Source organism: Bordetella genomosp. 9 (assembly GCF_002261425.1).
GTDB lineage: Bacteria > Pseudomonadota > Gammaproteobacteria > Burkholderiales > Burkholderiaceae_B > Bordetella_C.
This window is the reverse complement of record NZ_NEVJ01000003.1, coordinates 2,797,088-2,810,136: the sequence shown is the minus strand read 5'-3', so window position 1 is coordinate 2,810,136 and position 13,049 is coordinate 2,797,088. Positions and strand designations below refer to the sequence as shown.

Annotated in this window: 12 protein-coding genes; 9 read left to right on the top strand and 3 right to left on the bottom strand. The window is 67.5% G+C overall.

The features are described from left to right. Positions 1–85: 85 nt before the first annotated feature. Entirely contained in the window at positions 86–985 is a 900-nt protein-coding gene (locus CAL26_RS23800; protein ID WP_094849148.1) for a LysR substrate-binding domain-containing protein, read from the top strand. A gap of 189 nt (positions 986–1,174) precedes the next feature. After that, positions 1,175–1,678, top strand: coding sequence for a hypothetical protein (locus CAL26_RS23795; protein WP_094849147.1), 504 nt, complete (start codon positions 1,175–1,177; stop codon positions 1,676–1,678). Between the two features lie 18 nt (positions 1,679–1,696). Here the strand turns inward: CAL26_RS23795 and gltX are convergent, their stop codons facing one another. Continuing rightward, the gene (gltX, locus tag CAL26_RS23790; RefSeq protein ID WP_094849146.1) at positions 1,697–3,109 is read right to left on the bottom strand and encodes a glutamate--tRNA ligase; all 1,413 of its coding nucleotides are present in this window, start codon (positions 3,107–3,109) and stop codon (positions 1,697–1,699) included. A 58-nt stretch (positions 3,110–3,167) separates the two neighbouring features. On the opposite strand from gltX, the gene CAL26_RS23785 reads away from it, so the two are divergent. Beyond that, positions 3,168–5,609, top strand: a complete 2,442-nt coding sequence (locus tag CAL26_RS23785; protein ID WP_094849145.1) for a bifunctional acetate--CoA ligase family protein/GNAT family N-acetyltransferase — start codon at positions 3,168–3,170, stop codon at positions 5,607–5,609. A 50-nt stretch (positions 5,610–5,659) separates the two neighbouring features. On the opposite strand, the gene CAL26_RS23780 is transcribed toward CAL26_RS23785, so the two are convergent. Both CAL26_RS23780 and yjgA read right to left on the bottom strand, forming a co-directional pair. Next, the gene (locus CAL26_RS23780; RefSeq protein ID WP_094849144.1) at positions 5,660–6,340 is read right to left on the bottom strand and encodes an alpha/beta hydrolase; all 681 of its coding nucleotides are present in this window, start codon (positions 6,338–6,340) and stop codon (positions 5,660–5,662) included. Between the two features lie 7 nt (positions 6,341–6,347). Beyond that, a complete protein-coding gene (yjgA, locus tag CAL26_RS23775; RefSeq protein WP_094849143.1) occupies positions 6,348–6,899 on the bottom strand; it encodes a ribosome biogenesis factor YjgA in 552 nt (183 codons plus the stop codon). Between the two features lie 60 nt (positions 6,900–6,959). Between yjgA and pmbA the strand changes: the two genes are divergently transcribed. From pmbA to CAL26_RS23745, 6 genes are all read left to right on the top strand, one after another. After that, the gene (pmbA, locus tag CAL26_RS23770) at positions 6,960–8,324 is read left to right on the top strand and encodes a metalloprotease PmbA (RefSeq protein WP_094849142.1); all 1,365 of its coding nucleotides are present in this window, start codon (positions 6,960–6,962) and stop codon (positions 8,322–8,324) included. A 194-nt stretch (positions 8,325–8,518) separates the two neighbouring features. Next, a complete protein-coding gene (locus tag CAL26_RS23765; protein ID WP_094849141.1) occupies positions 8,519–9,670 on the top strand; it encodes an ABC transporter substrate-binding protein in 1,152 nt (383 codons plus the stop codon). A gap of 96 nt (positions 9,671–9,766) precedes the next feature. After that, positions 9,767–10,648 (top strand): branched-chain amino acid ABC transporter permease, encoded by an 882-nt coding sequence (locus tag CAL26_RS23760; protein WP_086067030.1) that lies wholly within the window; start codon positions 9,767–9,769, stop codon positions 10,646–10,648. Positions 10,649–10,654: 6 nt separating this feature from the next. Then, positions 10,655–11,521, top strand: a complete 867-nt coding sequence (locus CAL26_RS23755; protein WP_094850052.1) for a branched-chain amino acid ABC transporter permease — start codon at positions 10,655–10,657, stop codon at positions 11,519–11,521. Beyond that, positions 11,514–12,296 carry an ABC transporter ATP-binding protein gene (locus CAL26_RS23750; RefSeq protein ID WP_094849140.1) on the top strand — a complete coding sequence of 261 codons (783 nt, stop codon included), beginning with the start codon at positions 11,514–11,516 and terminating at the stop codon, positions 12,294–12,296. Before CAL26_RS23755 ends, CAL26_RS23750 begins: the two co-directional genes overlap by 8 nt. Beyond that, the gene (locus tag CAL26_RS23745) at positions 12,293–13,003 is read left to right on the top strand and encodes an ABC transporter ATP-binding protein (protein WP_094849139.1); all 711 of its coding nucleotides are present in this window, start codon (positions 12,293–12,295) and stop codon (positions 13,001–13,003) included. The genes CAL26_RS23750 and CAL26_RS23745 overlap by 4 nt, the downstream gene beginning before the upstream one ends. Positions 13,004–13,049 lie beyond the last annotated feature (46 nt).

Below are 13,049 nucleotides of genomic sequence, written 5' to 3'. Positions count from 1 at the left end.
GGCGAATGGTAGGGCCGCCGGCGCGATGAGAAAAATTTATTTTTTCTATCCGATAATAAGTCCGACAAATACCTGGAATCGCTCGATGAGCCAGCTTCCCGACCTTTCGATCGCGCACTATCGGCATTTCCTGCTGGTGGCGGAACTGCGCAGCTTCCGCGCCGCCGCGGCGCGTGCGTTCCGTTCGCAGCCCGCCCTGTCGCTGTCCATCCGCGAGATGGAGCAGCGCCTGGGCCAGCCCCTGTTCGAGCGCGGCGCGCGCGTCACGCTCACGCGGTTCGGCGAATCCTGCCTGCCGCTGGCGCGCGAGCTGGTGGACCATCACGACCGCGTGGCCCTCAGCATGGGCGGCCTGGCGCGCAGCGAAACCGGCCTGCTGACGCTGGCGGCGGTGGCCACGGCCGCGTGGTTATGGATACCCGATCTGGTGGCCCGCTACCGCGCCGCGCATCCGGGCGTGTCGATGCGGCTCTACGACGACAATTCGGAAGGCGTGGAACGCATGGTGCTGGCGGGCCAGGCGGAGCTGGGCGTGTGCAGTCCGGTGCTGCGCGACAAGCGTCTCGTGTTCGAGCCCATGTGGCGGGATGAGTTCGGCCTGGTGTGCCGCGACGATCACCCGCTCGCGGGCCGCGCCTGGGTCACGTGGAAAGAGATCTCCCCGCTGCCGCTCATCGGTACCGTCGGGCACCGGCAGCTCGCCGGGCACCGGGCGGCGGCCTTCCTGATGGATCCGCCGCTGTTCGTATCGCACATGATGTCGCTGACCGCGATGCTGGAGCGCGGCCTGGGCGTGACGGTGCTGGCCGAGCTGGGCAAACCGCCCGATGCGCGCAACCTGGTGTTCGTGCCGCTGCGTCGGCCGCGCATCGGGCGCTCGCTGGGCATCACGCGGCTGGCCGGCCGGACGCTGTCTCCCGCCGCCGCGGCGATGGAGGCGCTGCTGCGTGAGGCCGCCTCGGCTTCCGCGCATGCGCGACAGTAGCCGGCATGCGTTGAACATTGGGCACATTCACGCTCGCAATGTTGCGCGCTTCGCACAAACCATGGGGCACATGGGCCTCACGCAAGCCTGGACATTGCGTCTTGCCGCCACGCTCTTCAGAATCGACATGTCACACCGAAGCCTTTTATTCCGCGCAATGTGGACATCTCGGTGGTCTGTGAGGATTTCATGAGCAGTGCGTTTTCGCGTTTCGCTGGCGTAGCCTGCGCCGCGTTCATTCTGGCTGGTTGCGCGACGAAGAAGGAAGTGCCCGCGCCGGCTGCCCAACCGGCTCCGCCGCCCAAGCCCGTTGCCTGCGCCGCCAGCGCGGGGGCCGAAGCCTTGGCGGGAACCTGGTATTCGGTGTCGACGCCGCGAGGCGTCGGCGGCACGCAGCAGACGCTGCTGGTGCTGGCGCCGGACGGAAAGATGCGCTACCAGACCCAGCTGAAAATACGCAACAAGGCGCGCCCCGGGCTGGATGAAACGGGTTGCTGGACGTTCTCCAACGGCGTGTACACGATGCAGACGACGGAATCCAATGGCGACCCCGTCGATCTGTCGGATCCGATCTATACGAACCGGTACCGGGTGGAAACCATCAACAATTCCACCCTGGTGTTGCGCGACCAGAAACCCGGCGGCGAGGTCCTCAAGGCGCGCCGCATGCCGCAGGGCTACGTGTTGCGCTGAGCGGAATCGCCGCGCCCTTCAGGCCAGGGCGCGTTGCAGCCGTTGCAGCACCTTGTCCCTGCCCAGCAGGGCCAGCACCGCATCGATGGCCGGCGTCTGCGTCTGGCCGGTGACCGCCACGCGCAAGGGAATGGCCAGTTGCGGCATCTTGATGCCGCGCGCCGCCAATACCCGCTTGATGGCGGCCGACAGCGCGTCCTTCGTCCATTCCGCGCCGCTGGCTTCGGTGGCGAAATCACGCAGTGCGTCGCGCGCCGGCTCGGTGAGGTGCTGGGCCGCCAGCTCGGCCGGCGCGCCTTCGAACGGACCGCAGAACAGCATCGCGCCGTCGGCCAGCTGTTCCAGCGTTTCCGCGCGATCCTTCAGCAGCGCCATCACGGCGGGCAGGTCGGCGGCGGCCGGATCGCCGCCGCGGCTCGCGATCCGCGGCTCGACCCGCGCGGCCAGTTCGGCGTCGGCCAACTGGCGCAGGTAATGGGCGTTGACCCAGTTCAGTTTTTTCGGATCCCATTGCGATGCCGACTTCGACAAGTGGCGCGTGTCGAACCATTCCACCAGCTGTTCGCGAGTGAAGAGTTCGTCATCGCCGTGGCTCCAGCCCAGGCGGGCCAGGTAGTTGATCATGGCCTCGGGCAGGTAGCCGTCCTTGTCGTACTCCATGACGCTGACCGCGCCATGGCGCTTGGACAGTTTTTCGCCGTCCGGTCCCAGGATCATCGGCACGTGGCCATATTCCGGCAATTCGGCGCCCAGCGCGCGCAGGATGTTGATCTGCCGCGGCGTGTTGTTGACGTGGTCGTCGCCGCGCAGCACGTGCGTGATGCCCATGTCCCAATCGTCCACCACCACGCAGAAGTTGTACGTCGGCGTGCCGTCCGGCCGCGCGATGATCAGGTCGTCCAGTTCGCCGTTGTCGAAGCTGATCGGTCCCTTCACCATATCGTTCCAGCTGGTGACGCCGGTCAAGGGATTCTTGAAGCGCACCACGGGCTGGCGGCCTTCCGGGATCGGCGGCAGGGTCTTGCCCGGCTCCGGGCGCCAGGTGCCGTCGTAGCGCGGCTTCAGGCCCTGGGCGCGCGCGCGTTCGCGCATGGCCTCGACTTCATCGGGCGTGCAATAGCAGTGGTAGGCGGTGCCGGCGGCCAGCATCTGCGCCACGACCTCGCGATAGCGGTCCATGCGGCGCATCTGGTAGAACGGGCCTTCGTCGGGCTGCATGCCCAGCCAGTCCATGCTGTCCAGGATGGCCTGGACGGCCTCCGGCGTCGAACGTTCGACATCGGTGTCTTCGATGCGCAGGATGAACGTGCCGCCGTGGTGGCGGGCGAACGCCCAGGAAAAAAGCGCCGTGCGCGCGCCGCCCAGATGCAGGTAGCCGGTGGGCGAGGGAGCGAAACGGGTGCGGACGCGGGAATTGGAGGTTTGTGTCATTGAAAAGGCCGGCGGTTATATTGCGCGATGGCGGCATTTTAGAATAGGGTAGGCGTCCATGCTTCGACACGCGCTGGCTTCTCTGTTCGATCCGCGTTCCCTGCTCATCATCGCGGACCGGCCCTTGCCGGGCGCGGCGATGCTGCCGGCGCGCCTGCGCGCGCGCACCACCTGCCTGACGTGCGAGCCCGGCGTCGCCCCCGAACTTCCCGAAACCCTGGTCGGCCTGGCGGAGGACGAGCGGCCGGACCTCGCCCTGGTCTGTGTCGCGCCATCGGTCTTCGCCGAAACGCTGCGCCGCCTGACGCCGCGCGCGCCGCGCGCGCTCATCGCGCTGCCGCACGAGCAGCCCGATCCTTATCCGCGCGGCACGGTGGCCCTGTGCCAGGCCTGGGCGCAGGAAAACCGCTGCAAGCTGCTGGGGCCGCGCGCCTTCGGCGTGCAGCGTCCGTACGCGGGCCTGAACCTGAGCCAGCATCCGACGCTGGCGCGCGACGGCCGGGTGGCGCTGGTGGCGCAGTCGCGCTCCATCATCGCCGCCGTCATGGACTGGGCCGAAGACGTGCATATCGGCTTTTCCACCGCGATCGCGCTGGGCGACGAAGCCATCGTCGGCCTGGGGCCGGTCCTGGACTATCTGGCCACCGATCCGCGCACCGACAGCATCGCCCTGTATCTCGAAGACGTCGGGCCCGCGCGGTCCTTCATCAGCGCGCTGCGGGCCGCCGCCAGCGCCAAGCCCGTGGTGGTGCTCAAGGCCGGGCGCGGCGACGACGACGATGCGGTATTCGACGCGGTGCTGCGCCGCGCCGGCGCGGTGCGGGTGCGCTACTTCGTGCAGCTGTTCTCGGCGTTGAAGGTGCTGGGCTATGCGCGCCGGCCGCGCGGGCGGCGGGTGGCGCTGTTTTCCAACGGCAGCGGGCCGGGCCAGCTGGCGCTGGACCTGATCGGCCCCGACGCCGCGGTCGCGCGCGCCGAACTGTCGCAGGGCACCGTGCAGGCGCTGGAAGCGCTGCTGGAGCCCGGGTCGGCGGTCGGCAATCCTGTCATCACCCACGCGCCGCTGACGCCCGACATGACCCAGGCTGTCCTGGATGCGCTGATCGACGACCCCGGCGTGGACGGCGTGCTGGTGCTGCTGGCGCCCGACGCCCTGGCGGACCTGCGCGCGGTGGCCGAACGGCTGGCGCAGATCGCGCCGCGCGCGCGCAAGCCCATCGTGTCCTGCTTCATGGGCGATGCCGGCATGCGGCCCCTGCGGCGCATGCTGGACGATGCCGGAACGTCCGCCTTTCGCACGCCCGAGTCGGCGGCCGATGCCTTCGGCGTGCTATCCACCCATTACTACAACCAGCAGTTGCTGCTGCAGTCGCAGCCGCCGCTGCCGCAGGGGCCCCAGCCGGCCCTGTCCGATGCCCAGGCGATCATCGACGCCGCCCGGCGCGATGGCCGGCGCGCGCTGACGCCGGCGGAAGCGCGCGACCTGATGGCCGCCGGCCTGGTGCCGATCAACGAGTCCACGCCCAGCGGCGCTTTCGAGCCCCTGTCGCGTCCGATGGCCATACGCGTGCATCGCGACGCCCGGTTCGGTCCGGTCATCCGCTTCGCGGCGGGCGGTCCGGACGCGGTGCTGGGCGTCGCCGATCGCGGCATGGACCTGCCGCCGCTGAACGGATTCCTGGCCCAGCAACTGATCGAGCGCAGCCGGCTGTGGCGCAAGGTGCTGGCGCATCGCCTGAGCATCGCGGCCTTCGAGACTCTGCAGCAGGCGCTGGTACGGGTTTCCGAGCTGATCACCGATATACCGGACATCGAGGCGCTGGACATCGACCCGCTGTATGCCGGCGAGGCCCGCCTGTACGCGCGTTCCCTGCGCGTGACCCTGACCGCGGAGCCGGCGACGCCTTCCCTGCACCTGGGCGGCTATCCGCACATGGCCATCCACCCCTATCCGGCGCGGCTGGTGCAGGTGCGGCGCTTCGAGGACGGCACGCCCTGGGTGGTGCGCCCCATCCGCCCGGAAGACGCCGATTCCCTGCAGGCCTTCATCCGCGATCTGTCGGAGCGTTCGCGCTATATGCGCTTCGTGTCGATGATGCGCGAGCTGACGCCGCGCATGCTGGCCCGCTATACCCAGGTGGACTACGACCGCGAGCTGGCGCTGGTCGCCACCACCGAACTGCCCAATCCCGCGCATCGCGGCCATCGCCACGACGCGGTGATCGGCCTGGCGCACTACCTGCGCAATCCCGACGGGCGCGGCGCGGAATATGCGCTGGTGGTGGCGGATGCCTGGCAGGGGCGGGGCCTGGGGCGGCAATTGATGACGCTGCTGATCGACGCCGCCCGCGAACAGGGCCTGGAATACATCGAAGGCCTGGTGCTGGCCGACAACCGGCCCATGTTGCGCCTGATGACCAGCCTGGGGCTGAAGAACGACCCCGATCCCGACGACCCCTCCCTGCGACGGGTATGGCTGGATCTGGGGCGGGCCGCGTAGGCCGGGCCGCGCAGGCCGCGCCGCGCAGGCCGGCCGCGTGGGGCAGCCCGCTACTTGATCACTTGCAGCAGGAAGTCGCGCATGTCGGCGACTTCTTCGGCGCAGACGGAATGCTGCATCGGATAGGTGTGCCAGCGCACGTCGTGGCCCAGGGAGCGCAGCATGTCGCGCGACGCCGTGGCGCGGGCGATATCCACCACCGGGTCGTATTCGCCATGCGCCAGGAAAATAGGGGTGTCCGCATTGGCGGACTGCCGTTCCGCCGCGGCCAGGTCCAGCAGCGGCAGGTAGCCCGACAAGGCCATCATCCCGGCCAGCTTTTCCGGCAGCCGCAGGCCCGTGTGCAGGGTCATGGCGCAGCCCTGCGAGAAGCCCGCCAGCACGATGCGGGACGTCGGAATGCCGCGGGCGTTTTCGCGCGCGATCAGGGCCCGCACGGCCGCTTCGGACTGGCGGATCCCGGCGGCGTCCTCGCGGCGCACCAGGTCCATGACCAGGATGTCGTACCAGGAGCGCATTTGCATGCCGCCGTTGATGGTGACGGGCTGCACCGGCGCGTGCGGAAAGACGAAACGGACGGCCGGCGTCGCGGGCAGGCGCAGTTCCGGGACGATGGGCGCGAAATCGTTGCCATCGGCGCCCAGGCCGTGCAGCCAGATCACCGCATAGCTGGGATTGGGGCCGGTTTCGAGCTCGATGCTGTCGAGCAGCGCGGAAGGGGTGGCGGTCATGGGGTCCTCAAATTTCCAGGGCTTTCAAGGCCTGGAACAGCGCCCGGTAATGCTTGCGCTTGGGCTCCTGGCCCTGGGCCAGGGTGGCATTGGCGCGGGCTTCCTTGCGGGCTTCACGGATCAGCGTGCGCAGGTGCTGGGCATCCGCACCCGGATTGCGCGACAGCAGATCCGTCAGCAGATCGTCGTCTTCCAGCAAGCGGTCGCGCAGGCTTTCCAGGCGGTGCATGGCCGCGGTTTCCTCGCGCGACCCGTTTTCCCAGGTGTCCAGCTGGCGGCGGATGTCGTCGGCGGGCGCGTCCCGCATCAGCTTGCCGACATAATGCGTCTGGCGCCGCAGGCCTTCGCGGCTGGTGGTGCGCTGCGCTTCCCGTATCGCGTCGTACAGCCGTTCGGCCAGGGGCAGCTGGCGCAGGCGTTCCGGCGAAAGCGCGATCAATTGCTTGCCCAGGTCGGTCAGGGCGAGCATCTCGCGCTTGACCTGGGATTTGCTGGGACGATCGTAGCCGTCGTCCTCGTCGCCGCCGGACTCGGCGGCCAGCTCGGTTATTTCTGACATTGTGGGAACAGCGGGTTGGCGGACTTGGCTATGATACCCGTCTCTCTCAAGCGAGTTTCAATGGTCAACAATTCCTCCTCCCTGCCGGTCGCCGAAAACCACGCGCGTTTCAGCGAACTGGTGCAGAACGTCCTGGCCCATGCGCGCAAGGTCGGCGCCAGCGACGCCGTCGCGGAAGTCTCCGAAAGCCTGGGGCTGTCGGTGTCGGTGCGCAAGAACGACATCGAAACGGTGGAGCAGACCCGCGACCGGTCGCTGGACGTCACCGTCTACGCCGGACAGCGCCGCGGCTCGGCGTCCACCTCGGATTTCTCGGACGCCGCCCTGCGCGAAACCGTGGAAGCCGCCTGGCATATCGCCAGCCATACGGCGGAAGACCCCGCCGCCGGGCTGCCGGACGAGGACATGCTGGCGCGCGATTATCCCGACCTGAAGCTGCACTATCCCTGGACGATAGGCACCGAAGAAGCCGCCGAGCTGGCCTTGCGGGCGGAACGCGCGGCGCGCGCGGTCGATCCCCGCATCACCAATACGGAAGGCGCCTCCATCGGCACCTTCGAAGGCCAGTTCGTCATGGGCAACACCCGTGGCTTCCTGGGCGGCTACCCGTACTCGCGCCACAGCCTGTCGGTGGCGCCCATCGCCGGCCGCGGCAACGGCATGCAGCGCGATTACTGGTACAGCAGCGAGCGCGACGCCGCCAATCTGGCCGAGCCGGAAGCCGTCGGCCGCTATGCGGCCGAACGGGCCCTGTCGCGGCTGTCCGCCCGCCGCGTGCGCACCGGCAAGTTCCCCGTGCTGTTCGAAGCGCCGCTGGCCCTGGGCCTGCTGGGCGCGCTGACCCAGGCCGTGAACGGCGGCGCCCTGTACCGCAAGGCCAGCTTCCTGGTCGACAGCCTGGGCCAGCCGATCTTCGCGGATCACATCGATATCACCGAGGATCCGCACGTCGTCGGCGGCATGGGCAGCTCGCCCTTCGACGACGAAGGCGTGGTCACCCGCGCCCGCGACGTGGTCAAGGCCGGCGTCCTGGAAGGCTATTTCCTGTCCACCTACACCGCCCGCAAGCTGGGCATGAAGACCACCGGCAACGCCGGCGGCTCGCACAACCTGACGCTGCGTTCGCGGCTGACGGCGCCGTCCGACGACCTGCGGGCCATGCTCAGGAAGATGGGCACGGGTTTTATGGTGACGGAGCTGATCGGCCAGGGCGTGAACTACGTCACCGGCGATTATTCGCGCGGCGCCTTCGGCTATTGGGTGGAAGACGGTGAAATCCAACACGCGGTGGAAGAAGTCACCATCGCCGGGAATCTGAAGGACATGTTCCGCCAAATCGTCGCGGTCGGGGCCGATGTCATGGCCCGCGGCACCAAGGCGACCGGCTCCATCCTGATCGAGCAGATGGCCATCGCCGGGGAATGATCCGAGGCCAGGCCGCGACGAAAGCGGTCCATTTGCGCTCTTTTGCCGTGCGTAAGCGTTGCAACCCGCAACAACTCTGGCAATTCGAGTAATAATGGCGGACTTGCCCGCGCCGGCCCCCGGCGCGGGCCTGCTCATCCAGCGAGGCGCAGACCCTCGCGTAAATACATAACGCCCGAGAGAGAGGCTTTCCCATGAAGACGACATATTCCCTGTTGGCCGCCGTGGTGGCCAGCGCCATCGTGCCCGCCGCGCATGCGGCCGACATCAAGCTGGGCGTGGCCGAGGCCTTGTCCGGCGGCGCCGCGCAGTACGGCATCTCGATCCGCAACGGTTTCCAACTGGCCGCGGACGAGATCAACGCCGCGGGCGGCATCAACGGCAACAAGATCTCCCTGGTCATCGAAGACGAACAGGGCAAGAAAGAAGAAGCGATCAACGTCTTCAAGAAATTGATCTTCCAGGACAAGGTCCTGATGACCTTCGGCCCGACGCTGTCGAATTCCGCGCAGGCCGCCGATCCGATCGCCCAGGCCGCCAAGACCGTGGCCTTCGGCACGTCGAATACCGCGGACGGCATCACGTCCATCGGCAACTACGTCTTCCGCAACTCGGTCACCGAAGCCGACGTGCTGCCCGCCACCCTGACCACCGTCAAGAACAAGGTCGGCCTGAAGAATGTCGCCGTGCTGTACGGCAATGACGACGTCTTCACCAAGAGCGGCTACGACAACTTCAAGAAGGCCCTGGAAGACCTGAAGATCCCGGTCACCACCACGGAAACCTTCGCCAAGGGCGACGTCGACTTCAAGGCCCAGCTGACCAAGATCAAGGGCACGAATCCGGACGCCATCGTCCTGTCCGCGCTGCTGGCCGAAGGCGGTCCCATCATGGTGCAGGCCCGCCAACTGGGCCTGAACGTCCCGGTGATCGGCGGCAACGGCATGAACTCGGTCAAGATCTTCGAACTGGCCCCCGGCACGGCGTCGAACAACCTGTGGATCGGCAGCCCCTGGTCCATCGAGAACAAGACCCCGGAAAACACCAAGTTCATCGACGCCTACAAGGCCAAGTACAACATCGCGCCCGACCAGTTCTCGGCGCAGGCGTACGACGCCATGTACATCGTGTCCCAGGCGCTGAAGAAGGTGCAGCTGAAGGGTGACCTGACCGCCGACCGCGCCGCCTTGCGCGACGCGCTGCCCGACGTGACGTGGACCGGCGCCACCGGCGGCTTCAAGTTCCGCCAGGCCAAGGACCGTGCCGGCAAGCCCGCGGGCTATGACGCCGAGCAGGCGCCCATCGTCAGCAAGACGGAAAACGGCAAGTACGTCATCGAGAAGTAAATCCTGTATGCGAGCGCGGCCTGACGGCCGCCTCCGACGCCTTGCGGGCTGCGCCGGCCGTGGCTCGCAGGGCGTTTTCGATTCGGAAGTCCCGGTATGTTGGAACAACAATTCGTCAATGCCCTGTCACTGGGCTGCGTGTATGCCCTGTTTGCCCTGGGCTTCACGCTGGTCTTCGGCGTGCTCGGCATTATCAATCTGTCGCACGGCGCGGTGTTCATGGTGGGCGCCTATGCCGCCTTGTCCATCATCACCAAGCTGGGCATTCCGCTGTGGATTTCCCTGATCCTGACCTTCATCGTCGCGGGGGCCCTGGGCGCGCTGATCGATTGGCTGGTGCTCAAGCCGCTGCGCCGGCGCAACGCGCCGCACCTGATACCGATGATCGCCACGATAGGCGTGGGCATCGTCCTGAACAACGGCATCCAGGGCCTCTACGGCGCCAACAACCTGCGCTTTCCGCCGGGCGTGGTGCCCGACGACACGCTGGTCATCGCGGGCATCCACGTGACGGCCATCGAACTGGCCATCATCTTCCTGTCCTTCGCGCTGATGGCGGTGTTGATGGTGGTCATGCGGCGCACGCAGTTCGGCCGCGCGCTGCGCGCCATCGCCGAATCGCCCAAGGCCGCCTGGCTGCTGGGCATCAACGTCGAACAACTGTTCCTGCTGACTTCTTTCCTGGCCGGCGGCCTGGGCGGCGTCGCGGGACTGCTGATCGGACTCTATTCCAACGCGCTGTACCCGCTGATGGGCCAGCCGATGCTGCACAAGGGCATCGCGGTGATCATCCTGGGCGGCATGGGCGATATCCGCGGCGCCATGTTGGGCGGCCTGTTCCTGGGCTTCGCCGAAGTCCTGTCCGTCGCCTACATCGGCTCCACCATGCGTGACGCCGTGGCCTTCGGCCTGCTCTTCCTGATCCTGCTGGTGCGCCCCCAGGGCCTGTTCGGCAAAGTGGTGCAACGCAAGGCCTGATTGATCATGACTGCATTCGATAGTTTCTGGGCCATCTATGGCAATGTGGTGCTGACCCTGGGCACCAACGCGCTGCTGGCATTGTCGATATGGCTGACGCTCGCCTGCGGCATGCTGGCCATGGCGAACGCCGCTTTCATGGGCATCGGCGCCTATGCGGCGGCCATCCTGACGATGAACTACGACGCGCCGTTTTCGGTGGCGCTGGCCGGGGGCATGGCCGCGCCGGCACTGGTGGCCGCCATCATCGGCCTGCCTACCATCCGGCTGTCGGGCGTCTACCTGGCCATGGCCACGCTGGGCTTCGGCGAAGTGGTGCGCGTGACGGTGCTGAACACCGAGTCGGTGACGGGCGGCGCGCTGGGCCTGAACGGTATTCCGCAATTGACCCAGTGGTGGCACGTGGCGCTGGCGGTGGTGATCGTCCTGTTGCTGCTGTGGCGCGTGCGCGTGTCCAAGCTGGGACGGGCATTCGACGCCATACGGGGTGACGAGACCGCGGCCGGCCTGATGGGCATCAACGTGCGCGCCAACAAGATGCTCGCCTTCATCATCGGCGGCGCCATCGCCGGCCTGGCCGGCGCGCTGAACGCCCACCTGACTTTTTTCATCGGCCCGAACGAATACGGCTTCGACCGCGGCGTCGAAATCCTGACGATGGCCATCCTGGGCGGCATCGGCGGCCTGCCCGGACCCTTGCTGGGCAGCGCCATCATCACCCTGCTGCCGGAAGTGCTGCGCGGCTTCAGCGATTTCCGCCTGGTCGCCAATGGATTGATACTCGTGTTGATCGTGTTATTCCTGCCGCAAGGCATCTGGGATCCGGCCCGTTTCGCGCGCTGGATGCGCAAGGGGGGGCGGCGCCATGCTTGAACTGTCCTCCATCTCGATGCGTTTCGGCGGCCTGCATGTACTGCAGGACGTCAATCTCCAGGTGCCCGAGGGCGCCATCTTCGGCCTGATCGGGCCCAACGGCGCCGGCAAGACGACCGTCTTCAACATCATCACCGGCCTGCTGCGGCCCAGCGGCGGCCAGGTGCGCTTCGCCGGCCAGAGCCTGGTGGGCATGGCGCCGCACCAGATCACGCGCGCGGGCATCGCCCGGACTTTCCAGAACATCCGCCTGTTCAAGGAAATGACGCTGCTGGAGAACGTCGTCGTCGGCGCCTACCGCCACATGCATTATGGCGTGGCCGGCATGCTGCTCAGCCTGCCCGGTTTCCGGCGCGATGAAGCCAGGGCGCGCGAACGCGCCCTGGAGCTGCTGTCCTGGATGCGCCTGGACCACAAGGCCAACGACCTGGCGGACAATCTGTCCTATGGCGAGCAGCGCCGCCTGGAACTGGCGCGCGCGCTGGCCACCGAGCCGCGCCTGCTGCTGCTGGACGAACCCGTGGCCGGGATGAACACCGGCGAACGCGCCGAGCTGATGCGCGAAATCGAGGCCATTCGTGCACGCGGCTACACGATCCTGATGATCGAGCACGACATGCGCTTCGTCATGGGCCTGTGCGAGACCATCGCCGTGCTGAACTTCGGCAAGATCATCACCAGCGGCCCGCCGGAGGCCATCCGTACCAATGAACAAGTCATCGAAGCCTATCTCGGCCGCGATGACGACGATGATGCCGCGGAGGTGCGCGCATGACCGCCATGCTGGAAATCCGTGGCCTGGAAGTCAACTACGGCCACATCGAGGCGGTGCGCGGCGTCGACATGGCGCTGCAGTCGGGCGAAATCACCGCCCTGGTCGGCGCCAACGGCGCCGGCAAGTCGACCACCTTGCTGGCCTTGTCCGGCCTGCTGCCCAAGGCCAGGGGCTCGGTGCTGTTCGAAGGCGAGGACATCAGCCGCCTGGCTCCGCACCAGATCGTCGCCCGCGGCATCGTGCAGGTGCCCGAAGGCCGGGCCATCCTGACCACCATGACGGTGCGCGAGAACCTGGAACTCGGCGCCTACCGGCGCGGCCGCGCCGATACCGGCGCCGACCTGGATTACGTGTTCACGCTGTTCCCGCGCCTGAAGGAGCGTCTGGACGGCATCGCCGGCAACCTGTCGGGCGGCGAGCAGCAGATGCTGGCCATCGGCCGGGCCCTGATGGCCAAGCCGCGCCTGCTCCTGCTGGACGAGCCTTCGATGGGTCTGGCCCCGATTGTCGTGCAGGAAATCTTCCGCGCGCTGCGGGCCATCAACGCGGACGGCCTGACGCTGTTCCTGGTGGAGCAGAACGTGCGGCAGGCGCTGAAGATCGCCGGCCACGGCTACGTGCTGGAGAACGGCGCCCTGGCGCTGTCCGGCACCGGACGCGAACTGTTGGGCCACCCCCGCGTGCTGGAAGCCTATCTGGGTGCGTAGGGCGGGGTCCGGCGGGCCCTCGGGTGCGGGCCGGGTACAACGCTAT